Origin of the sequence: Succinimonas sp. (assembly GCF_045225735.1) — a bacterium.
In the GTDB taxonomy this organism is placed as follows: domain Bacteria; phylum Pseudomonadota; class Gammaproteobacteria; order Enterobacterales; family Succinivibrionaceae; genus Succinimonas.
Genome location: NZ_JBGVBR010000266.1, coordinates 1 through 23336 on the forward strand (window position 1 = coordinate 1; position 23336 = coordinate 23336).

At 52.9% G+C, this 23336-nt stretch carries 15 protein-coding genes and 2 tRNA genes; 13 read left to right on the forward strand and 4 right to left on the reverse strand.

What is annotated here, in order from left to right:
• The first annotated feature begins 36 nt into the window (after positions 1-36).
• From ACJROR_RS09500 to dusA, 11 genes are all read left to right on the forward strand, one after another.
• Positions 37-5613, forward strand: coding sequence for a pilus assembly protein (locus ACJROR_RS09500; RefSeq protein WP_406546880.1), 5577 nt, complete (start codon positions 37-39; stop codon positions 5611-5613).
• A gap of 398 nt (positions 5614-6011) precedes the next feature.
• A complete protein-coding gene (locus ACJROR_RS09505; RefSeq protein WP_406546881.1) occupies positions 6012-8885 on the forward strand; it encodes a valine--tRNA ligase in 2874 nt (957 codons plus the stop codon).
• 326 nt (positions 8886-9211) lie between these two features.
• Complete coding sequence (gene mltG, locus ACJROR_RS09510; RefSeq protein WP_406546882.1) at positions 9212-10429, forward strand: endolytic transglycosylase MltG; 1218 nt, start codon at positions 9212-9214, stop codon at positions 10427-10429.
• A 51-nt stretch (positions 10430-10480) separates the two neighbouring features.
• Positions 10481-11122, forward strand: a complete 642-nt coding sequence (gene tmk, locus ACJROR_RS09515) for a dTMP kinase (protein WP_406546883.1) — start codon at positions 10481-10483, stop codon at positions 11120-11122.
• Positions 11107-12075, forward strand: a complete 969-nt coding sequence (locus tag ACJROR_RS09520) for a hypothetical protein (protein WP_406546884.1) — start codon at positions 11107-11109, stop codon at positions 12073-12075. The genes tmk and ACJROR_RS09520 overlap by 16 nt, the downstream gene beginning before the upstream one ends.
• A 107-nt stretch (positions 12076-12182) precedes the next feature.
• On the forward strand, positions 12183-13376 hold the full coding sequence (gene lptF, locus ACJROR_RS09525) for an LPS export ABC transporter permease LptF (protein WP_406546885.1): 1194 nt from the start codon (positions 12183-12185) through the stop codon (positions 13374-13376).
• On the forward strand, positions 13369-14445 hold the full coding sequence (lptG, locus tag ACJROR_RS09530; RefSeq protein ID WP_406546886.1) for an LPS export ABC transporter permease LptG: 1077 nt from the start codon (positions 13369-13371) through the stop codon (positions 14443-14445). Before lptF ends, lptG begins: the two co-directional genes overlap by 8 nt.
• Positions 14446-14588: 143 nt before the next feature.
• Positions 14589-14675 (forward strand) — tRNA-Leu (locus tag ACJROR_RS09535).
• Positions 14676-14910: 235 nt separating this feature from the next.
• On the forward strand, positions 14911-15819 hold the full coding sequence (locus ACJROR_RS09540) for a tetratricopeptide repeat protein (protein ID WP_406546887.1): 909 nt from the start codon (positions 14911-14913) through the stop codon (positions 15817-15819).
• A 135-nt stretch (positions 15820-15954) separates the two neighbouring features.
• Positions 15955-16893: a TPM domain-containing protein gene (locus tag ACJROR_RS09545; RefSeq protein ID WP_406546888.1), complete on the forward strand. Its 939-nt coding sequence runs from the start codon at positions 15955-15957 to the stop codon at positions 16891-16893.
• A gap of 41 nt (positions 16894-16934) precedes the next feature.
• Positions 16935-17954: a tRNA dihydrouridine(20/20a) synthase DusA gene (gene dusA / locus ACJROR_RS09550; protein ID WP_406546908.1), complete on the forward strand. Its 1020-nt coding sequence runs from the start codon at positions 16935-16937 to the stop codon at positions 17952-17954.
• Positions 17955-18135: 181 nt separating this feature from the next.
• Here the strand turns inward: dusA and ACJROR_RS09555 are convergent.
• The 3 genes from ACJROR_RS09555 to ACJROR_RS09565 form a co-directional block, all read right to left on the reverse strand.
• Positions 18136-18210, reverse strand: a tRNA-Arg gene (locus tag ACJROR_RS09555).
• A 60-nt stretch (positions 18211-18270) separates the two neighbouring features.
• Entirely contained in the window at positions 18271-19893 is a 1623-nt protein-coding gene (locus tag ACJROR_RS09560) for a hypothetical protein (protein ID WP_406041349.1), read from the reverse strand.
• 54 nt (positions 19894-19947) lie between these two features.
• Entirely contained in the window at positions 19948-20715 is a 768-nt protein-coding gene (locus ACJROR_RS09565; RefSeq protein WP_406546889.1) for a ThiF family adenylyltransferase, read from the reverse strand.
• A 264-nt stretch (positions 20716-20979) separates the two neighbouring features.
• Between ACJROR_RS09565 and ACJROR_RS09570 the strand changes: the two genes are divergently transcribed.
• Together ACJROR_RS09570 and ACJROR_RS09575 are read left to right on the forward strand one after the other, a co-directional pair.
• A complete protein-coding gene (locus tag ACJROR_RS09570; RefSeq protein WP_406546890.1) occupies positions 20980-21834 on the forward strand; it encodes an HDOD domain-containing protein in 855 nt (284 codons plus the stop codon).
• A gap of 5 nt (positions 21835-21839) precedes the next feature.
• On the forward strand, positions 21840-22079 hold the full coding sequence (locus ACJROR_RS09575; RefSeq protein ID WP_406041877.1) for a hypothetical protein: 240 nt from the start codon (positions 21840-21842) through the stop codon (positions 22077-22079).
• A gap of 71 nt (positions 22080-22150) precedes the next feature.
• On the opposite strand, the gene ACJROR_RS09580 is transcribed toward ACJROR_RS09575, so the two are convergent.
• On the reverse strand, positions 22151-23311 hold the full coding sequence (locus ACJROR_RS09580) for a flagellar assembly protein T N-terminal domain-containing protein (protein ID WP_406546891.1): 1161 nt from the start codon (positions 23309-23311) through the stop codon (positions 22151-22153).
• Positions 23312-23336: the final 25 nt, after the last annotated feature.

Consider the following 23336-nt stretch of genomic DNA (forward strand, 5'->3'; position numbering starts at 1 on the left):
AGATTATCAAAGCTTTCGCGCAATATTGCTCTGGCAATGCTTACCGGAGGTGTTATTGGTGTATCCTCTCTGGCTTATGCTCTTTCCGGTGACGAGGGGGATATTATCAGAAGCGGTCAGGTAGCCACCAAGCCCATGAATGTGGCCGGGCTTTACGTGCCGCCCTCGGTAATGCTTGTTATGGGCCGAGAACACAATCTTTTTGCTGAGGCCTACGATGATGCTTCGGACATCGATGGCGACGGCTATCTTGACGTGATGTACGATCCCTCCATCACCTATGAGGGTATTTTCGATCCGACGGTTTGCTATTCCTATAACAACAATACGAATAATCTTTCCCAGGCTCTTCCCGGCAATATCATAAATGGCTACTGGGTTCCGGCTGCCAAGGCGACCTACGAAACCAAAACATTTGAAAAGCTGTGGCATGCCGGAACCGAAAAGGGAACTGCCAGAACCGTTCCGGTGTGCAATGCCGGAGGCAAAACTCACCACTGGCTGGGCAACTTTCTTAACTATGTTACTACGTCTCGTATCGATGCCATAAGAAAGATCCTTTACGGCGGAACCAGACTTACGAACTCTCATCTCACCAGCGCAAACTCGAAGCCGGTGCATTACAAGGGAACCGACAAGGACGGCAAGTCTTATAAGGCCGCAATTTTGAAGCACTCCCGGGTAATCCGCGACGGGCATGCCTGGGGCAAGGTTCTCGGTGATGCCATGTACAAAGAGGGAGGCAATCAGGTTTTTCGGGTTAAGGATTTTACCGGTTTAAGCAGCAACAGCAAAGATTCTGCCGGAGCGTATTTCTTTGGCATTGCTTCCTATGACAGCGATAAATTCACTGACAATGCCTTTGGTCAGGGACGATTCATGCGCATAGTCTACAACAAAAGCGCCGGCATGCCTGGAGTTAAAACCTCCGGTTCAAAGAATATCTGGGACTGGGTAAGCCGGCAAACCGACAATTCCTGGATCGGGGCTGTGGGAACCAGCAGTTCGGCTACGTCATCGGGGCAGGCATGGACCGGATTTCCTTCAAGCGATATTGGCGGCATTCCCATAAGCACTGTCTATGACAGCGGAGCCAGTACAAATATGGCGGAAGCCAGCGTGGCAGTGGTTGTCTGCACCCCGGATTTCCATTCCGAAACTGACTGCAGGAACTATTCCTCCGATCGCGCCAATCCGGAGTGGCAGCCTGCGGGGCTCCTCCAGCAATATGGCGAGGGCAGCAGTCCCAGAATCAAGTTCGGTCTTATTACCGGAAGCTGGAAAAATAATCTGGGCGGAGGCGCACTAAGAGCCAATCTGGGAGATTTTGCGAGTGAGGTATATACCTCCAACCCTCCTAAGGATTTCAGGCTCGGTGATTTTAATTACAGCGCTGTTACCTGCGCCAGCGGCAGCAACTGCGGTTTCGTAAAAGCCATCGATAATATGAACATTGCAAGAAAAAATGATGGCGATCAAAGCAGTGGTAATTATGATGGATGTGACCGCAGCATGTCTGATGGGTCAGATGGTGTTTATAGAATTGCGAAGATTCAAAACGGCACCTGCAATGACTGGGGAAATCCGGTAGCCAAGCTTCTTTACACAGCTGCGCTTTACTTTAAGAACGAGCCTATTTCTCAGGAAGCTGACAACATGTCAGCCTTTGGCTCTTCTTCCGTCAGCATCGGTCATGTGCAGCAGAAGGATCCCTACACTCTGGTGGATTATTGTTCCAAGCCGGTGGCTCTCCTGATTGCCGATGAGAATATTTCCTTCGATTATGATAATGCGTTTGGCGGCGCCAAACCATTCGGCTCTGATAACAATAACATAATAACAGAGCTTAACAATGTTGTTTCTGCAAAAGGGTTTAAGGCCGGGGACTATATTGTCGGCGGCAATGCCACTAAGCAGAATGATATGTACTACTACGTGCCCTCAGTGAAGCAAATTGACAAGCTGGGAGATGTGGAAGGCATTGCCCCTTCTGCGGCTTACAGCCACGGAAGCTACAACGTAGCCGGTGTGGCTTCATACTACAGCACTCATGTAATAAGAACGGCAGAGTCTTCTGAAAATGAAGAAAACAAGGAAGATCATTACATGAAGACCTATGTGGTGGCCATGAAACCAAATCTTCCGGAGATTAACATTAATGTTGACGGGAATCTGGTGACCATTCTGCCGTTTGCCAAAACCATGGGAGATGTGAACAAATGGTGCAAGCTTAATGACGCCGCCAGCGATGATCAGAAGAAGGTAAGACAGTGTCAGTCCACTAACCAGATTGCTGACTTTTATGTTCAGGAAATTACTGATACTTCCGGTGTGTTCCGTATAAATTACGAGGATTACCAGTACGGTTCAGACTACGATATGGACTGGGTTGTTGAATACGACTACGAGGTTATCAAGGGCTCTGAAGGTTCATATGTCAGAGTGGTGACCCGGCATCTTGACGGTGATAAATATGCGCCGCAGCATGCCGGATACCTGATAACCGGTGTTGAGCATGCGGGAGTTTACGTTGATTTGGGCAAAACAACGGCGCATAACCCCACCGGCGATGCTTCCAAAAACGAAATCGGTTACCCTCAGGGCAATACCGACGAGGCGAGTGAAGTATATAATTTCTACGATCTTGATACGATTATAAGCGATTACAATATTATTAATTGCCGGGAGCTTAAGTATGCTTCCACCAGGGATTTTAACAGCGAGGTTCCTTGCCGTTTCCAGGGAACTTATAACAGCAAGGCTGATTATAAGCTGGATGGGCAGCAGCTTAATTCCAGTAATATTGACAAATATTACGGTTATATAACTAAACAGGATTTCACCGTAACCGCTAATGGCGTGACTGAAAATATTAATCTTTATTACGCTAACAGACTTGATATTGCCAAGGTAATGAATGTTTTGGAGAGCAACGACAAAACTGAATGTTCAAAGGGTTCTCACGTCGGAAAGAAGGATAAGGCCGGTATTACGGCAAGATGCTTTGATCCCGGTGATAATGCCGGCAGCAAGTATATGTGCGGCGGTCATAACCGTTTCAAGCATCTTTTCGGAACTCCGTGCCGCAGAGATCATGGCAAAGCTGCCAGCCGTGTCTTCAAGGTTGCCTCCTCCTCCAAAAATTACTGGCTGAAATCCCCCCTGTGGTATGCCGCCAGATTTGGTCTTGGGACGGTTAAAGATACCTTTGATCCAAGCGATGCAAAAGAAAATAATATTGCTAACTACTATGAAGTAACTAACATGACCAAGCTTCGCGACGGTATTGCCAGGATGCTTGATCAGATTAAGAACGTGCATTCCAGTTCCGGATTCTCGCCGGTGTCCAATGAAACCAAGGCGGGAATTTTCATCTATCCTTCGATATACGATCCTTCCGTCTGGTCTGGCGATGTTTATCAGGCCACGGTAAGCTCCGTGGGAGGATATGACCTTTCCGGAATTCGCGACAGAACATCAGCTGCATCCGGATTTAATGCGGTTTCCCCTGATAATCGCTTCGTCTTTACCTACGATGTTACCGCTGCTGATACAAACAGGAGACTTGTGAGATTTTATTCCGCGGAGGACACGACAGCTGACGGAAACATCGCCAAAGGCGCATTCAGCAATCTTACCTGCAACATTATCAGACAGATCCTGCAGGAGGGCGGTGAATGCTCCGGAACCGGAGGAGAGGGTGCCACCCAAACATATGACGGGCAGTACTATTCTCTCGATGACAAGTACTCCAGGATGTTCATGAACCGGTTTGTGCGCTGGGTGCTGGGAGAGCATGACAATGAAGGACTTAATACTTCAGATAACGCCTCCAAGCGTCTTCCTCTTAACGGCGGCGGCCGCGGCTTTGAGGGCACTCCTCTGAGACAAAGAATTGCCGATGGCAAAAATTTTGTCCTGGCTGATATCATTAATTCCACGCCGACATATTTTGCTGACGGCGAAAAAGGATATCTGGCCGTAGGCGCCAATGACGGCATGCTGCATTTTATTGACACCTCAACCATGCAGCCGGTGCTTTCATACATTCCTTCTGCGGCATGGAGTCATATGAAGCAGCTCACTTCGCAGTCTTATGATCATTATTCGTTTGTAGACAGCACTCCTCAGGTGTACAAGCGGGGCAATAAGACTTACATTTATGGTTCCTTCGGGCTGGGACTCAGAGGGGCGTACCTTCTGGATGTGACCGGCATTTCTTCTTTCGCCTCCAAGACTGATGACGGGAAACTTGCTTTCGCAAACGGTATGCTGCAGTGGGAGCTTACTGACAAGTTTAAGATTGCCGACGATGTCTACGCCGGTTCCGACTATGTAGGCAATTATCAGGAGGCTCCTACCCTGATTAATGCCGGCGGCAACAAGGATAATGTTCATAACAAGCCGTATCTTATCTTTACCGGAGGTGTTAATTCCGTGGCATCATCTGCTTCCGGCAAGGCTCCGGGAGTGTTTATTGTCAATATGCTTGGTGAGACTGCCTCTGATGAAAGCTGTTATGTGAGCAATGAATCCGGGGAATTTAATGTCCCGAAGACCGCTTCGGTTGTAAAAGGTCTTAAGCTTCCCTGTGTTGTAGCATCTCAGGCGCTTGCTGATGCACAGCATGTTCACGATGCTGACATTCACGCATTTTCCGATCCCTGGGATTTGGGCAGAACTCCAGATTATACCAGTGTCAGACTGGCTATCGTCTCCGGCAATGATGCCAATGCGCTGGGATTCTATTTCGGAGATTCCTTCGGCAATCTCTGGAGACACTCTCTCGGAAATGATGCCTATGTCAATAAGCCTTACAACTGGTTCAAGAAGTGCGATTCTGACTGCAGTGACACCGTCATCGCTCCTAAGGTGATGTTTGTTGCCAGGGATTCCAGCGGCAGAAATCAGCCGATAACCGTAACTCCGGAAACCGGCTATTATGGCGGCGACGGCATTGCGGTGGCGGTGGGCACCGGTTCCTACATCTACACCTATGATTCCAATGTGGTTTCCAAGGTATACAACTCTTCCCAGTCAGTATATCTCCTGAGAGACATGGGATCTGTGGCTGCCTCCGCTGCCGAATTCAAGGGCAGATGCGGCAGCAAGACCGATGTTAACTGTCTGAAGCCGCTTAATGTATCGTCTGCAGTGAAGGATGATAAGTATTATCGCTCGGCCACCGTGAATACTGAATACAATAAAACACAGAACTACGGCTGGTATATGGATCTCATTCCTTATGATGCTAACGGGCCGATAAGCAATTCCGGCGAAAGAATCGATACCAACATGCTGATTATTGATAACAAGCTGACCATTACGCCGAACATTCCGGCGGTGGGCGATAACTGTCGTGGCAGCGGTACTTCATCTCTGCAGCAGATCGATTACATGGCAGGCACGTTAAGCACTGAGAAGGAAATTGATGCTCTGGTTACGCACCTTTCCGCTACCATTCATTACGATGAAAATGGCATGCCCGGCGTAGTAATTCATGCTACGGTAGATAATGCGGAGAAGAAAGAAGGGGACGAAGCCATTCATTCCATCGAGCTTACTCAGGATGTGAATCCCACCAGAAGCTCGTCCTGGATTAGACTGTTCTAGTTTTATCTCCTGTTGATGGGTTATTAAGAAAGGGGGCAGAAGCCCCTTTTTATGTCTGGTGTATTCCTCGTTTCTCGGGATTTTCCTGCCATAGAGTTTTACTCTTTCCTTCTTTATTCGCATGCTGCGCGGAAACAATTGCCCGGTATTGTCTTCTCATGGTTCAGTGTCAAAGCAGGATCTCCGCGCTTTTCGGGGAGGAACGCCGTGATGGTCAGGAGACCTGCCATGCGTGATTTTGCTTCTGAGATAGAGTAAAATACCTCCGGATTTTTAAGGCTCTGTTCGCATGGTCATGCCGGACAGGTTTTTGCTATGATTATGAATACAGGGAGCTCCGGTAAAGGATTCACTACTGTTCCGGCTCCGGTTTTTCAGTAAAAGATAAGAAGACAGCCATGGAAAAAACATACAACCCCAGCGCCATTGAGAAGGCTATTTACGAAAACTGGGAACAATCCGGATATTTCAAGCCCAGCATGGACACCCTGCGTCCTTCCTACAGCATCAGCCTGCCGCCCCCTAATGTGACCGGTTCTCTTCACATGGGACATGCTTTTCAGCAAACCATCATGGATATCCTGATTCGCTATCACAGAATGCTGGGTGACAATACCCTCTGGCAGGCGGGCACGGATCATGCGGGCATTGCCACTCAGATGGTAGTTGAAAGAAAAATTGCCGCCGAGGAAGGCAAAACCAGACAGGATTACGGTCGGGATGCCTTTATAAAGAAGATCTGGGAATGGAAGGAAGAGTCCGGCGGCACCATTACGAGACAGATGCGTCGTCTCGGGGATTCCGTTGACTGGGACAGAGAGCGCTTCACCATGGATGAAGGACTGTCCCGGGCTGTCCAGGAAGTTTTTGTCCGTCTTTATCAGGAGGATCTGATTTACCGCGGAAAGCGTCTCGTGAACTGGGATCCCAAGCTCCGCACCGCCATCAGCGATCTGGAGGTGGAGAACCGCGAGGTCAAGGGCTCCATGTGGCATATCCGCTATCCTCTGACTGACGGCAGAAAAACCGCTGAGGGTCTTGATTATCTGGTGGTGGCCACTACTCGTCCGGAAACTATGCTGGGCGATACCGCCGTGGCTGTTAACAGCGCGGATCCCCGGTACCGGGATCTTATCGGGGCCAAGGTAACGCTGCCGTTTACCGGAAGAGAGATCCCGGTGATCGGCGATGATCATGCGGACATGACCAAGGGCACCGGCTGCGTGAAGATCACTCCGGCTCATGACTTTAACGATAATGAAGTGGGCAAGAGACATGCTCTTCCCATGATAAACGTGCTCACTGAAGATGCCCGTATCAGAGAAAAGGCCGAGGTGTTTAATGTAAACGGCGAGCCTTCGGATGCGTACAGCCCGGAACTTCCGGCCAAATACCGGGGGCTGGATCGCTATGAAGCCCGGGAGGCCATTGTGCAGGATCTTAAGGAAGCCGGACTTCTGGTTAAGATCGAAGAGCACACCCTGATGCAGCCCTACGGCGATCGCGGCGGCGTTCCCATTGAACCCATGCTTACCGATCAGTGGTATGTCCGCGCTGCCATTTTGGCCAAGCCGGCCATTGAGGCTGTGGAAAAGGGCGACATCCAGTTTGTGCCGAAGCAGTATGAGAACATGTATTTCTCCTGGATGCGGGATATCAGAGACTGGTGCATTTCCCGGCAGCTGTGGTGGGGTCATCGCATTCCGGCCTGGTATGACGAGAGCGGCAGGGTTTATGTGGCTCACAGCGAAGAGGAAGCAAGAGAGCAGAATCATCTGGGCCCGGATGTGGTGTTAAGACAGGATGAGGATGTTCTGGATACCTGGTTCTCCTCCGGACTCTGGACCTTCTCCACCCTGGGCTGGCCCGATAAAACTCCGGAGCTGGAGATGTTCCACCCCACCAATGTTCTCGTTACCGGCTTTGATATCATCTTTTTCTGGGTAGCCAGAATGATCATGATGACCATGCACTTTATGAAGGACGAGGACGGCAATCCTCAGGTGCCCTTCCGCAAGGTGTATGTAACCGGCCTTATCCGCGATGAGGAAGGCCAGAAGATGAGCAAGTCCAAGGGCAACATTCTGGATCCTCTGGACATGATTGACGGTATTGACCTTCAGGGACTTCTGGATAAGCGCACCAAAAACATGATGCAGCCGCAGAAGGCTCAGAAGATCGCAAAGCGCACCGAAAAGCAGTTCCCGAAGGGCATTGAGGCTCACGGCACTGACGCTCTCAGATTCACCTTGGCCGCGCTGGCTTCCACCGGCCGGGATATCAACTGGGACATGAAGCGTCTCGAGGGCTACCGGAACTTCTGCAACAAGCTCTGGAACGCCAGCCGTTATGTTCTGATGAACGCCGAGGGCAAGACTTTGACCAGACCGGATCCCGAAGATCTCACTCTGGCGGATCGCTACATCAGAAGCAAGCTCTCCAAGTGCATTGCCGATGTCAGAGGAGCCTTTGATAACTACCGCTTCGATCTGGCAGCCTCCGCTTTGTACGAATTTATCTGGAACGAGCTCTGCGACTGGTACATTGAGCTTACCAAGCCTATTCTCTGGGCTAAGAACCCCACCTCGGGCTTCGGTTCCGAGAAGCAGAAGAATGCCGTTCTCTTTAATCTTCTGGAGGTGCTGGAGGTAACTCTGCGTCTCGCCCATCCGATTATGCCGTTCATTACCGAGGAGATTTACCGGTCTGTGGCTCCTCTGGTATGTCCGGATTATAAGGAAGGCGACACTATCATGCTGAAGTCCTATCCCGAAGCCGCTGATTATCCGGTGGATGCGGATGCCCTGAAGGAGCAGGATTACATCAAGGAGTTTGTGGTGGCCGTGCGGAATTTCCGCGCTGAGAAGAATCTCTCTCCGGCCCAGAAGCTGAGTCCGTTTATGAGAGGCGATGCCGCTGAAATCGACATCATTAACAGAAATTCCGAGTTTGTTAATGCTCTGGCCAATCTGGAATCCGTATTCCCGGCTGACGGGGACATTCCTCCGGTTATCGCGGTAATCGTGGGCCGGAGCGAAATTCTCTTCCCGGCTGCCGGAGTGCTCAACAAGGATGCGGAACTGGCCCGGATTAAGAAGGAAATCGCCTATGTGGAATCCGAAATTGCCCGGGTGAATCAGAAGCTCGGGAATCCGGCCTTCACCTCCAAGGCTCCGGCTCAGGTTATCGAAAAGGAAAGAGCCAAGCTTCCGGGCTATGAGGAAAGTCTCGCCAAGCTCAGGGATCAGCTTAAAATGGTGGAGAGTCTCTGAATCGGGATGATCCCCTAAGGTATTTCATGAACAGAAAGGAGCGGCCTCAGGTTTGGATGTCGCTCTTTTTTTGTAATTGAAGACAGGGTTAAGTTCTCCGTTTCCGCAATGTGCTATATTGACTGGGGCGCCCGTCCGCTGAAAGTCAGTGTGGCGCGGGAGCAGGCAATACCGCCAAAAGCCCCGGGCAGTCAGTGTATAATGCTCCGGTTTATGCCAGACTGTTTTTTAGCTGCAGCCTTCCCTTCCTGTGTCGGAGCGTTTTCCCGTCCGGGAATTACGCAGCGTCCGGACAGTTTGAGAGAAGATTTTCCAGGAGTTTTTCGATGCGTTTTTTTTGTGGTCTCCTTATCCTCTGCTTTACCGCAGCAGTTGTCTGGGCCAGCGGCTTTCTGACCTGGCAGCTCGGCAGCATAGAATTTACCGTAACGGACAATCCCGAACCGGCATTGGTTACGGTTAAACGCGGAGACAGCGCCGGCACGGTGATCCGGGAAATTTTTCATGACCGGTTTGACAGCCGGGTGCTCCGGCTCTGGCTTAAACAGAATCCCGGACTTACGAAGCTCAAGGCCGGCACCTATGAAATCCCTCCCCGGACCGGAGTCAGGGAGGTTTTGGCCATTATCCTTTCCGGCAAGGAAAAGAGCTATCAGATCACTTTGGTGGAGGGAACTCGGGTCAGCGATATTCTCAGGGTTCTTCAGGGCGCTGAGAAGCTTAAGCATGAGCTTCCCCAGGATGCGAAGCCGGAGGATCTCCCGAAGCTTCTGGAAATTTCCGATCATCCGAATCCCGAGGGACTTTTTCTGGCAGACACCTATCAGTTCCGTTTGGGAGATTCCGATGTTTCCGTGCTTAAAAGAGCCTACGAGGCCAGTCAGAAATTTCTGGAGCAGGAATGGCAGCGCCGTGATGCAGACCTTCCTTATGCTTCTCCCTACGAAGCCCTTATTATGGCCTCCATTATCGAAAAGGAATCCGCAGTCAGCTCCGAACGGCCGCAAATCGCCTCGGTGTTTGTCAACCGGCTCAGAAAGGGAATGAAGCTCCAGACTGATCCCACAGTGATTTACGGCGTGGGAGACCGGTATCAGGGAAAAATTTACCGCAGCTTTCTGGAGGATAAGAACCCCTATAATACTTACGTTATTGAGGGCCTGCCGCCCACTCCCATTGCTGCTCCCGGCAAGGATGCCATAAAGGCGGCTTTGCACCCGGATGCCACGGACTACCTGTTTTTTGTGGCCCGGGGGCCGGACAGCAGGGAAGGGCATGTGTTTTCCAAAGATGACCGCTCTCATAGCAAGGCGGTTTCCGATTATCGCAAGGCCGTGCGGGAATATAAGAATGATCATGCTGCGGAGATCCGGGCCGCCTCGGAAAAACCGGATACCGCAGCGGATAAGGTGAGCCCCGAAGCGGCTGACGCCAAAACAGGAGCTGTCCCCGGGGCAAATGAGACTCAGGCTCCGGGAGATAACGGGGCCGCTTTAGAAAGCGAAGACGGCAAGGACAGCAAAGACGGCAGCAGCTCTGATTGAGCGCGGAAATTCGAAACCAGCAATATTGTGTGAACAGGGAATAGCAGGGAAATGCCAAAAGGACGTTTTATAGTTGTGGAAGGGGGCGAGGGCGCCGGCAAAAGCACCATGATCGCTGAAATTGTCAGCTATCTCAGGGAGCATGGCGTGCCGGACAGCGCTATTGTTAAAACCCGGGAGCCGGGGGGCACCCCCATTGCCGAGGATATCAGAAAAATTCTCAAGGATGTCCGGACTGATGACCGGCTCTGCGCCGAATCCGAGCTTCTTTTGATGTACGCCGCCCGGGCGCAGCTGGTGAAGACGGTTATTATTCCGGCTTTGGAGGCCGGACAGTATGTGGTTGGGGATCGTCATGATCTCTCCACCCTGGCCTATCAGGGCGGCGGCCGGGGGATTTCCCGGCAGCTCATAAAGAGCATTCGGGATGCGGTGCTGGGGGACTTTTATCCGGATCTCACCATTCTCATGGATCTGCATCCCGCCGTGGGGCTGGCCCGGGCCGGGAAGCGCGGCGCTCCGGATCGTTTTGAAAAGGAACAGCTGGACTTTTTTGTCCGGGTCAGAAATACCTTCTTAAGCGAATATGAGGCTCATCGCGATCGCATCTCTTTGGTACGGGCTGACCGGGATATTGAAACGGTGCGGGCGGATATCAGGCAAATTCTGGAGTCAAAATGCATAGCTGGCTGATTCCCGCTTTGGGCATATTTACGGAAATGCAGTCCGGAAACCGGCTGCCTCATGCGCTTCTGGTCACTGCGGCGGCGGGACTGGGAGGCACGGATCTGGCCATGGAAATGGCACGGCGCTTTCTGTGCTCCGGGGACAGAGCCGAGGGGTGCTCCTGTCATTCATGCAGCATGTTCCGTGTCGGGGGGCATCCGGATCTCACCCTGATTTCCGGAAGTCAGAGCGGCACCATTGGCATCGATGAAATCCGGCAGGGGATTTCCGCCATGGAGAAGACCGCCACCAATGATCACGGTAAGGCTCTCATGATCCCGGAGGCTGACAAAATGACGGAGGCGGCAGCTAACGCTCTTCTGAAAACTCTGGAGGAGCCGCCCCCGGAAAGTCTTATCATTCTCACCACGGGAAATCAGCGGAATCTTTTGCCCACAATTCTCAGCCGCACCATGAAGATCCCGGTGCCGGTACCGGGGATGCAGGAGCTTCAGGCTTTTGTCAAGGAAAAAACCGGCCGGGATCAGGATTTTCGGGCAGAGATATTTCTGAGCGGACACTCTCCTCTCAAAGCGGCGGAGTATGCGGAAAACGGCACCGGGGCAAAGGTTCGTCAGGCTCTGGAGCAGTTAAACGGGGTATTAGCCGGCTCCTGTTCCGTGCCGGATCTGGCGGACTTTCTCCTTTCCGAGCTGGAAAGCCGGGATCTTATCTGCTCCTTTTTTTACGGCATTCTCCGGGATGCTCTCATGCTGGAAACCGGGAGCCGCCATGAGGATCTGGTATTTCTCGGGGCTTACCCCGATCTGGCCGCCCGGGTTTCGGAGCTGGATCCGGATTCCGTGCTGCAGGGCATTAAGAGGCTTAACGACCTGAAAATGGTGAAAAGCAATCAGTTTTCCTTTGTCCGGAGCTTGCAGATCGCCTCCTGGATAGAGCTCCTGACGGGTAAAAACTGAACAGAAAATGTATAATGTCCGGCATGGTGATGACAAAAACACGGAGCCGGTTCCGGGGCTTCGGGGTTTTTGTTTTTCCTGTAAAATTCTGAACTGAGTCTGGCGCTGTGAATACCATATCGAAATACATACTTAAAAATACTCTGAAGACCCAGGTGGTGATTTTCAGCATTCTGATGCTGATTTTCATGAGTCAGTCGTTTATCCGTTTTATCAGTCATGCCTCCCGCGGCAAGATTCCGGCCGAGCTGGTGACCCAGCTTATGAGTCTGGCGATTCCCGCCATGGCAAATTTCATGCTGCCCCTGTCATTGTTTCTGGCGATTCTGCTGACCATGGGCAATCTCTGCTCCCAGAGCGAAATGGTGGTCATGCGTTCCGTGGGCTATTCGCAGAACAGAATTCTGGCCATTGTGCTGTGTCTGGCCTTTATTACCGCCGGCATTAACGGGGTGTGCACCGCCTTTCTGGCGCCCTGGTGCGAGGCGAAATCTCTGGAAATCATAGACAATGCCAGAAAGGATCCCTCCATGTTCACTTTGGACAGCGGCCGCTTTCTGAATCTCATGGACAATGTTATCTATATTGAAAACATGGAAGATGCGGATCCCAGCGGCGCCGAGCACAAAGCCGGCAGCGGGGGCAGCGAGCTTCCGGATCATCTTAAAAATGCCTCCTCCGGCAATATCATGAGACAGATTTACATTCTGAGCCAGGGGAATGAATCCCGGCATATTCCGCCTTCCGTAACCATAGCAAACGAAGGCCGGGTAAGATATGACAAAAATTTTCTGCCGTGGCTGACATTGAAATCGGGACTTCGCTATGAGGGGCCTCTTAAGGACGGACAGTTTGAGGTGCTGTATTTTGATAAGTACACGGCTCTGATTCCGGAGTCGCAGAAGACCTTTGAACCGGCTAAGGTTTCCGCCAAGTCCACCAGGGATCTTCTGAAAACAAGCGCCACCGTTCCGGAAAAGGCCGAACTGGAATGGCGCATTGTGCAGCCCCTGAGCGTGCTGGTGCTGTCTCTCATGGTGGTGCCTTTGTCCATGGTCAATCCCAGAAAGGGGCGTTTTGCCAAGGTGATTCCGGCCATCATGTTCTATCTCAGCTATTATCTCTTTGCCTTTGGCATTAAATCAGGCATGACCAGAGGACATGTTTCCCTGATGCCGGGGCTCTTTATCCTGCCGGTGATCTATCTTCTGCTTTTTGCCATTCCCTTTAATTTGTCAGATACGGAGCGCTTCAGAAGACTGGGGAGCCGTTTCAAGCGGAGGAGAAGCAGCAATGTTTAAGGTGGTTGACCGGTATGTGGGGCGCAACGTGGTGGTCTGGGCCTGTTCCTCCACGCTGGGCCTCGTGGCTTTGTCCTCCCTTATCAAATTTGTGGATCAGCTCCGCAACGTGGGCCGGGGCGATTATGACATGGCGGCCATTGCCGAATATGTGTCCTGGACGGTGCCGGGACAGATCTGCATGTTTTTCCCCATGGGGGTTCTCATCGGCACGGTGCTGGCTTTGGGCAATCTGGCCACGAGCTCCGAGCTTATCGTAATGCAGGGCCTCGGGAAATCCCGGCTGGGCATTGTGTCTTCTGCCTGCTTTTGGCTCCTCCCGGTGGTTATTGCGGTTTTTCTCATGGGCGAGTTTGTGGTGCCCGATTCGGAAAAGAAAGCCGAAAGCGTGCAGACCGCCGCCATTTCCGGCGGTCAGGTGGCGGTCACGAGCCGCGGTATCTGGTTCCGGGAAGGGAATTCGTTCATTAATATTGCCAGGGTGCTTACCGACGGCAGTCTGGATGCGGTGTACCGGTATGACTTTTCAGATACGCTGCCCAAGCAGCTTACCCGTTATATGGTAGCCCGGAAGGGGATCTGGCAGGACGGCAAATGGCACATGACCGATGTTTCCGTGTACTCCTTCAGCATGGATCGGGTGGTGAAGGAATTCCCGGAATCTGCCGACTGGGAGCTTAATCTGACCCCGGAAAAGCTTGACGTGGTAGGCGTGGGAGCCGATGAGTTCAGTATCCGGGGGCTGGTGAGCTACATTGATTACATTACCAAGAACGGTCAGAAGGCGGATCGCTACTATCTGGATCTCTACCGGAAGATCATCGCTCCCTTTATGACTCTGGTAATACTGCTTCTGGCGGCCAGCACGGTGTTCGGGCCTTTGAGAAGCGCCACCATGGGAGCCCGGGTGGTAGTGGGCATTGTGGTGGGCTTTGCCTTCTACGCCATAAACGAAATTCTGGCCCCCTTCACTATTTTCTGGGGCATTCCTCCCGTTATCTGCGCGGTGATGCCCACCGTGCTGATGCTGGGGGCGGGCATCTATCTTCTGAAAAGAAGCTCTTCCTGAGGAAAGGCTCCGGGCGGCATTTTTGCGGCCGGGCGGAGCCGGTATTCCGGGGCTCCTCCGGCTCCGGGACGCAATCCCGGCAGAAAAAACGAAATTTCTTGCAAAGCCCGCGTTTATCTGTATAATTGACTTGCTTTCAGCGGGCCAGGATGGCGGAATTGGTAGACGCAGTGGATTCAAAATCCACCGGTAGTGATACCGTGAGGGTTCAAGTCCCTCTCTTGGTACCAGCAGATCTGGTAATCTCTCTTTTTGCTCTTCTTGTATCGTTTTCACCTCATATCCTCGCATTTTTTCTTTTTTCGTAATGACGGCTTCCGGGTATTCTGCCCGAAAATTGTGGATAAAACGGCCTCTTTTCCTTAAAATTACCGCAGATCAGATAACGGATTTTTCCTGGTTATGGCGGGATTCTGCCGCTGCGCTGCGGGATAAGTTCGATAAGACTTTTTGTCCGGGGGATTTATGAGATACAGACTGCTGGGATGCCTGTTTTTGGGGCTGGGGCTTACCGTATCAGGCGCGGCAGCTGCCGCCAGCGATATTAACGGTGATTCCTGCTTTCAGGCCGTGTCCGAAGAGCGTTATGACAATGCCTTTACCCTTTGTGAAAACGAAACCGAGAAGGGCGATGCCGAGGCTGCCATGCATCTTGGGTATATGTACCTTAAGGGAAAGGGCACCGTAAGAGACTGGGATCAGGCCCGGAAGTATCTGGAGCAGGCGGTGGATCAGGGAAATCTCATGGCCTACAAATATCTGGGCGTGCTTTACTGGAACGGACTCGGCGTGCCCCGGGATATTAACAAGGCCCGGGATCTGTTCCGTCAGTGTCTGAAATTCGAACCCGGCGAGGATCTGTCCTGCACCGCTCAGTTTGCGGAAACCCTGACCTTCGGGTCAAACTCCCGGCAGAATGCCATGGAAGCTGCCGAGCTTTACAGTACCCTTCTTAAGAATCGCAATTACGAATACGCCTACTATCTGGCCAAGCAGCAGGTTGAGCTTCAGGAAAATGCCGCGGCTTTTAAGAATATTGAATTTTTTCTGCTGTGGTCCAAACGCTATGGCGATCTCTCGGCCTTAAGAAAGAATATTACCTCCGCGCAGAAGCTGGAGAACTCTCTCCGGGGCGTTATCGGCGATCAGGAATCCCGGGACGGCTTTAACTGGGCCCGGGATCTTATTTATGCCATCAATCACGAGGATCTCCCCCGGGAGCTGGCTCTTTTAGGGTATTCCGCAGATGAAATTCCCGTGAAGATTGAGAAAATCAAAGAAAGCGATCATAAAAAGCAGCCGGAAAATGACAATCAGGCATCTCCGGCGCCGGATAAGCAGGAGTCCGGAGATCCGGCGGCGTCAGGCAAATAATCAGATCTGCCGTTTTTTCCGGGGCCAGACGTTTGTTCCCGGCTGTTCTCCCGGAAGCGGCTTAGCTCTTTTCCGGAAAAAGCCGCAGACTCCCGCGGTTTTTCGATGATTTCTCAGCGCTCTTAGGAGTTTTACATGTTTCGCCGTCTCACTCTGGGGCTCTTCAACTTTAATGAAAAATCTCCCTTCAAATGCTTTCTGGCCTTGTTTTTTCTGGCCGGAATTCCCATTTACTTCGCTCTCGGCGATTCCCGCTGGGGCTGCGGGCTTTATCCTGAGACCTCAGAGGTCTTTTATGTCAGCGATTACAGCGGCGCTCTGACCCGGGAAACGGAGGACTATATCACCCAGGCGGCGCGGCGTCTTGAGGATGCCACTACCGTGCAGATCGCAGTAACGGTGATGCCCACCATTAACGGCGATATTCTGGAAAGCTATGCCACGGAGCTTTTTAATTACTGGAAGCTAGGGCAGCAGGACAAAAATAACGGCCTTATGATCCTTTTTGTTCAGGATGTCGCCAAGGTGCGTCTCGAGGTGGGGGCCGGCCTTGAGGAAAGCATTACCGATGCGGAGGCGGGCAGAATTCTGGATGATTATGCCGTGGAGCCCAAGAGCAAGGGGGAGTGGAACCGGGCGGCGGCCAATACCTTTACCGCGCTGGCAAACAAGGTTTATGCCATCTCCGGAAAGGAGCCGGATCCGGCCCTCCGGTTTATCGATAAGGAAATCTCCGGCAGCAAGGAGGGCGGGCCTGCCGATGCCGTGTTCAGTGATGATCCGGCTGCCTCTCCCAATGGCGGAATCTTTCTTTTTCTTAAGCTGTTATGCGGCGGTGTCGGCGGCTTTTTCTTCTGGCTCCTCACCATAGCCATTAATGCCACCATTGTGGAAAGCATCGATCCCGCAGCTTACCGGAGATCCAGCTGGGCTAAGTACTCCGGTTCCGGCGGAAGTTCCGGATCCCGGAGGAGTTCGGGCCGGAGCAGTTATTCCTCCGGGAGCTATTCCGGCGGCAGCTCCCGTTCCTCCGGGGGCGGCGGCCATTCCCGGGGCGGCGGGGCTTCCCGCTGATTATGGATAAGGACGCTTCCATGAATACCAGAAGACCACTTCTGCCGGACGCCCGCCTTTCTCTGGCGCCGATGCTGGATCTTACGGATCGGCATCTCCGGTACTTTCTGAGAACTCTCTCCCGGCATCTTTATCTCTATACCGAAATGATCTCCACCGGAGCCATTATTTACGGCAGCCGGGATTACCTCCGTTTTGACGGCAAGGAGCATCCCATAGCGCTGCAGCTAGGCGGTTCCGACCGGCATGACATGGCCAAAGCCGCGGCCATCGGAGCCGCCCGGGGCTATGATGAAATCAATATCAATGCCGGCTGCCCCTCCTCCCGGGTGCAGGCGGGAACCTTCGGGGCGGTTTTGATGAAGAATCTGCCCCTGCTTTATGATGTGGTCAGGGCTGTTAAGGACGCTGTTACCGTTCCGGTAACTGTCAAAACCCGGCTGGGAGTTGATGAGCTTCAGGGGTATGATTTTACCAGAGAGCTGGTTAAGACCATTTATGATGCCGGAGCGGACGGGGTGATCCTGCATGCCAGAAACGCCTGTCTTAATGTCAGTCCCAAGGATAACCGCGAAAAGCCGCCCCTGGACTATGACGCGGTGTACCGGATAAAGCAGGATTTTCCGGACATGTTTGTGGGGATTAACGGCAATATCATGGATCTTTCCGCCGCAGAAGCTCATTTGAAACGGGTGGACGGAGTGATGATGGGACGGGCTCTTTACCGGGATCCCTATATTCTGGAGGAGGCCGATTTCAGAATTTTCGGGGAATCCCGGAGTCCCGGGCAGGGCCCCCGCTCCCGGGCTGAGGTTATCAGGGCCATGTATCCCTACATTGAGCACGAGCTTGCAGCGGGAGAGCCTCTTAAGCATATCGTGAGACATTTTACCGGCATGTTTCAGTCCTGTCCCAATGCCCGGAAATTCCGTCAGTACCTGAGCCTCCATCAGCATCTCCCCGGGGCCGGCATTGAGGTTTTGGAGGAGGCGTTAAGGCTGGTGGAGGAGCCGTCTCTCTCCGGCGGGGAGAACTCCGGGCAGGAGGCAGTAACGCCGTAAGTCAGGGTGTTCCCCCCGCGCAAACATCCTGCTGGCTGAAAAAAGACCATCAGGAAGAAGAGAAAGCGCCAGCCGGGAGAAGAGATAACCGAAAGAAGCTGTAACAAAAAGAGGGGCAATGCGAGGCTGAGAAGCTGAAAGAGAGAACGGAATAAATTATATAAACCCGCTCTGTCTGAAATGGCCTCCCCAACAGGAATCGAACCTGTAACTGCCCCTTAGGAGGGGGCCGTTATATCCATTTAACTATGGAGAGAAAGCACCGCAATTATAGCAAGTTGCCGGTGTTTGTCCATTGTTTTGTTTGCGTCTGCGTCTATTCCAGCCTGATTTCAAAGGATACCGGTTCGCCGCTGTTTTCTCTGGTGGCGACCGTTGCCTGAGCGCTGTCCGCTTCCTCATCACCGGGATCCGCTTCCGGATCCAGCGGGGAGCTGATGGTTAAAACCTGATTTCCGATTTCCGCGGCCAGTTCTTCTTCCTCCTTCCTGAAAAATATCACCACCGCGGTTTTGAGAGCGGCGATGCTCTGGCTGAGCTCGTTCATTAGAGCGAGGTACCAGTTCCAGCGCTGCGGCGCCCCCTGATGGGATCCCGCATTTATCAGGATGGTGTTTTCGGTTTCATTTTTGAGGCAGCGGGCCAGAAGAAGATTCAGTATTTGCCGGGCGGCTTCCTCCGGAGCAAGGCCGTCCCGGAGAGCGAAGAGCTCGATTTTCGGGAACTGCAGGGAATACTTTTCCGAAAGGAGCCGGGAGCTTTCGTAGATATGCTGCCCCAGAAGCTCCCAGTCCCTTTCTCCGGAAACATAGATGTAGCGCATGGCTTCCGGATCGGCATGAGTGACCCAGACTGCCGTGAGACGGCGTCTTACCGCCGGGGAACAGCAGACGGCATAAATGCCCGGCAGGAATGAAGGCTCCAAAAAGCTTTCCTCATCGGTAATGGGATCAAAATGCAGGATCTCCGGCAGACGTTTTCCGGCGGCATGAATGATTTTGTCCAGATGGCCCAGGCGGGCGGCAAAGTCCTCCCGATCCCGGGTGAGATATTCCGCCACGTTCTGCCAGGGGTACGCCAGATTCAGCACCTCGCACTTAATGTTAAGCGCGGCAAGCTCGTTTTTGATAATGTCATAGAGGCCGCGCCAGTCCGGATCCTCGGAATCCGTGAGATAGCAGATGCGGTTCCGGGGCATCTGGCTCATGACGGTGATAAGCTCGCTGATGTTGGAGCTGTTCCCGAGAGCGATGACCGGAGCTCCCAGCTCCAGCAGGGCCAGGGCCTCCAGCTCCGTGAAGGTAATGAAGATTTTTTCGGCGTTTTCCGGAATCAGGGGATTGAACAGACTGTCCCGGCCGTAGTAAAGCCGGAAGGCGCTGTCCTCGGGTTCTTCGAGATTAATGGCCAGAAAGCCGTAGATGCCGTGGGGAATAATGACAGCCGGAAAGGTATCGCCGTTGGCTCCCTTGAACTCGGGATCCATGCCGAGATTGTATTTCTGGATGATATCCGCCGAGATGCCGATATCCCGAAAATAGTCCGTCTGGGTAACTCTTCTGGCGCACTCCCGGAGGTAAGCGGAATAATCCACCGCCTTTTCCGGCTGGGAGCGGGATCCCAGCTGGCGGATTCCGGCAGCGCGGATCTGAGGCGGCTGAATGGCCTGTTCCGGCAGAAAAAGCTCGCAGGCCCGGTTAAACTGTTCGGCATAGGAGTTTAAGCCATAGTCAAGGCCCAGCACCCCGAAAATGTCATAGGTGGCCCCGCAGCCGAAGCAGTGCACCGTATTATCCTTGGGGTTAAAGCTCATCATGGGCCGCGGGTCGCGATGAGCGGGATTCAGGCAGTTAAAGTATCCGCTGGGCAGTATCCCTCTTTTCTTAAGATACTGGGGCAGCATGCTTTTCAGATATTCCTTGGCCTTTTCACGATCCATAAAAACCTGTCTCCGTTTCTGCTCTGATACTATGTTCCGGAAGTAATGGCAGCCTTATGCCGGGGCTGCTCCCGGGTCTCCCGCCAGCCTTTTCAGTACCTCGCTTCCCATCATAAGTCCCTGGGAAGCGGTCACGCACATCAGAGCTCCGAAGGGCGGGATATCGCTTCCCTCCGGAGAGGCCTCCCGTCCGGAAATGCCCTTTTCGGAGCTGAATACGGCGGTAAGTCCCATGGGGGCCGGAGCGGGCGGGTAGCCGAAATCTCTTCTGAGGATGCTCCGAAGCCGGGAGAGCAGGGCGTCATTAAAGGAGGCGGCGAGGTCAGCAGTTTTCAGCAAGCCGGGGTTCCTTTTGCCGCCGGCGCCGCCGGAAACGATAATGGTTTTTCCGAGATCCCGGTGCGCAAAGCTGATAAGAGCCGCCTTGACCGGCAAATCGTCAATGGCGTCAATATAAATGTCGGCATCAGGGGGGACGCATTCCGCGAGATTGGCAGCGGACAGCCTTTCGGTGACGATGCTGATGCGGGCTTCCGGATTAATGTCGCGAAACCTTTCCGCCAGAGCTGCGGCTTTAAGCCGGCCCAAAGAGCTTTGCATGGTATGAAGCTGCCGGTTGGAATTGCTGTCCTCGATGGTGTCGCAGTCCAGCATGGTGATGCTGCCGATGCCGGAGCGGATCAGGGACTCGGCGCACCAGGAACCCACGCCGCCAACGCCGGCAATGAACACATGAGCGGCGGCAAATTTCCGGAAGGCGTTTTCTCCGTATACGGCCCTGATTCCTCTGAAACGATGCAGAATAGTATCTGTGATAATCATGACTTAACCTGCGCGGGGAACGACAAACAGCCTGAGTTTCCAGGAAATGCCGAAAATTGGCATTTCAGCAATAAATAATTCCCTGTTTTGTTGTATCATTTTATCAGAAAGCTGGCTGAGCGTGATAAGAATAAATGACCCCGGCGGTTCAGCTCCGGCCGGGCCGCTCCGCTCGCACGGGATAAGCGGAGTGTTCGAGTTTTGCAGTTTCTCGGGATATGTTTGGAACTGCTTGGGCTATTTTCTGGTTTTGCGAGATTATTCATGGCATCTATTTCTGATTTGGACATGCTTGTCAACAGGCTGGCGGCTTCTCTGAAAAATGACAATCTGATTATTCCGGCCATGCCGGAGCTGGTAACGAAGCTGAGCCGTCTGGTAGGAGATTCTAATGTCACCACCAAGGAGCTGGCCCGGGTGATCGGTTCCGATACAGGGGTTACCGCTCAGGTTATCAGGCTGTCCCAGACTCTGAGATATTCCAATCCCGGCACCACCATTACCTCTCTTCCGGCCGCCATCAGCCGCATCGGTCTTAACAGCACGGTTTCCATGGCTCTGGCTCTGGCCATAGAACAAAGCTTCTATTTCAGAAATTCCGTGGTGGTCAAATACTGTCATGATGAAATTTCCCGGAGCTTCATGGTCTGCTCGTATGCCCTGACCATTTGCGCCATCCGTTACGGCATCATGCCCAACCTGGTTTATGACTATGTGGTGCTGGCCAGCTCGCTGCTCAATATCGGATACCTGCCGTTTCTGGTGGAGGTCGATACCTATGTGCTGGGGCAGGGGAAGGGCTACAAGCTGGATTACGAGGATCTGAAAACCGCTGCGGAAAAAATTAAATATCCGCTGGGCACCGCCATTCTCAGACACTGGCATTTTGACAAGTCCTTCGAAAGCGTCATGTGTCAGGAGCCTGACAATGCGGTGGAGTTTTACGCCAATTCTCTGGCTTTTGCGAAGCAGTTCATTGAATATGCCGAAGCCCGCGGCCTCCGTCTCAGGGTTCCCAAAAACCCGGATGAGGCTTATGTCAGTCTGACAGATGAGAAAAGCATTGCGGACATCCGGGAGTGGATGAAGGAGCAGGGACTGGTGGAGGAACGGGAGTAGCGGTCATGAACACCGGCGAGCTTAATGAATTTTTTGATATGCTGGAAAAAAGAATCACTGACTTCAGGGCGGCGGAAAAGGAGCGCGATGCTCTGAAGGCTGCTCAGGGGGATCTTTTGCAGGAAAAGCAGGCCCTGGAAGCGGAGCTTAACGAGGCCCGGTGCCAGAATCTGCGCATTACGGAAAACCAGAAGAACTGGACGGAACGGGTGCGGAGCCTCTTAAGCAAAATGGAGGCCGAGTAACAGCAACAGCCAAGTAACAGGAAGGCCGGCTTTCGCCGGCCTTTTCTATTCACCCCGCCGCCATTTTCAGCCTATTCAATATGGGCGATATCGTCAATTTGCACGTTGCCGTTGGCTGTGCCCAGGGGAGTCAGCAGGGCGGTGTCTTCGTAAACCTCTGCGGTTCTGAGTGGGGTTCTGGCCCGATCCTCGGTAAAGCGCAGGTGGCCGTCCTTGTCGGTAAACATGCCCCGATGGTCAATAAAAAACCGCGTGCCCTGTTTCAGGTTGTTTCTGCTGCCCATGTTGATAAGCACGCTGCCGTTCCCCGCATCCACCTTCAGGATCCGGGCCAGCGGCTTTCTGCAGGCCACGATCTCCGCGGCCTCCCGGGCTCCCCGTTCCAGGATCTTTTTGATTTCCTGACCGTAGGGCGAGGTCCAGAACTCCCGGCTCTGCACCCCGGCTCCGGAATCAGGATTCCACACGGCGGCGGCATGGTAGTCGCTGCCGGAGATCTGCTCTCCCGAGAGACCGTCAAAGAGATAGAAGCTGATGCTGAACTCACGGATTTCATCGCCGAAGGCGCTAAGCCAGCCGTCGTCGGAGCGGGAACGGGAGAGGTCTCTGATGACTCCGGTGAGGAGGTATTCGGCGTCAAAATTCCGTGACAGCTGTCTCAGGGTTTCCTCAAGCTTTTTGCTGTCGGGAGCGCGCTTCAGGGGATCAATGCCCAGGTTTCTGTCGTAGTAGGATTTTGTTATCACGCCGCCCAGGCCGGAGAGCATGCGGGTAACCTCTCTCGTGACGGCGGCATTTATGCCCTGAAGTCCGTGCATGCTTTCCTGAAACTGCTCCCGGTCATAGATAAAAAGAACCGGCATAATGGTCTTTTTCCAGGCTGCTCCCAGACATTTATTCTGCACGGTATCCACAAATACTCTTATTTTTACCCGGAAGAAGCTGCCGTCCTTCTTTTCAGAAAGAAGAATGTACTGTCTGATATTGCCGGAGGATGCTATATTGAAGCTGTCATCCGATATCACCCCGTCCCGGACATTCTGACTGGAGGTGACAAATGACCCTGATTCCAGCATTACCTGACGCATGGCATCGTCAATGGCCTCCTGCCGGGCGGCCGGGGTGTCTCCGTTGCGGATCTGCGCGGATCCTTCGGCCTCGAACCACTGGGCGAAGGCGGTTCCCATGCCTGCAATAAAGAGCAGGAACAGCAAAATGATGTGTTTCAGCATAACGATAACTTCCTGAAAAATTGAC

Coding starts and splice junctions, on each gene's coding strand:
- ACJROR_RS09500 (WP_406546880.1), top strand. CDS start 37: ATGCTTACCGGAGGTGTTATTGGTGTATCCTCTCTGGCTTATGCTCTT.
- ACJROR_RS09505 (WP_406546881.1), top strand. CDS start 6,012: ATGGAAAAAACATACAACCCCAGCGCCATTGAGAAGGCTATTTACGAA.
- mltG (WP_406546882.1), top strand. CDS start 9,212: ATGCGTTTTTTTTGTGGTCTCCTTATCCTCTGCTTTACCGCAGCAGTT.
- tmk (WP_406546883.1), top strand. CDS start 10,481: ATGCCAAAAGGACGTTTTATAGTTGTGGAAGGGGGCGAGGGCGCCGGC.
- ACJROR_RS09520 (WP_406546884.1), top strand. CDS start 11,107: ATGCATAGCTGGCTGATTCCCGCTTTGGGCATATTTACGGAAATGCAG.
- lptG (WP_406546886.1), top strand. CDS start 13,369: ATGTTTAAGGTGGTTGACCGGTATGTGGGGCGCAACGTGGTGGTCTGG.
- ACJROR_RS09540 (WP_406546887.1), top strand. CDS start 14,911: ATGAGATACAGACTGCTGGGATGCCTGTTTTTGGGGCTGGGGCTTACC.
- ACJROR_RS09545 (WP_406546888.1), top strand. CDS start 15,955: ATGTTTCGCCGTCTCACTCTGGGGCTCTTCAACTTTAATGAAAAATCT.
- ACJROR_RS09560 (WP_406041349.1), bottom strand. CDS start 19,893: ATGGATCGTGAAAAGGCCAAGGAATATCTGAAAAGCATGCTGCCCCAG.
- ACJROR_RS09565 (WP_406546889.1), bottom strand. CDS start 20,715: ATGATTATCACAGATACTATTCTGCATCGTTTCAGAGGAATCAGGGCC.
- ACJROR_RS09570 (WP_406546890.1), top strand. CDS start 20,980: ATGGCATCTATTTCTGATTTGGACATGCTTGTCAACAGGCTGGCGGCT.
- ACJROR_RS09575 (WP_406041877.1), top strand. CDS start 21,840: ATGAACACCGGCGAGCTTAATGAATTTTTTGATATGCTGGAAAAAAGA.
- ACJROR_RS09580 (WP_406546891.1), bottom strand. CDS start 23,311: ATGCTGAAACACATCATTTTGCTGTTCCTGCTCTTTATTGCAGGCATG.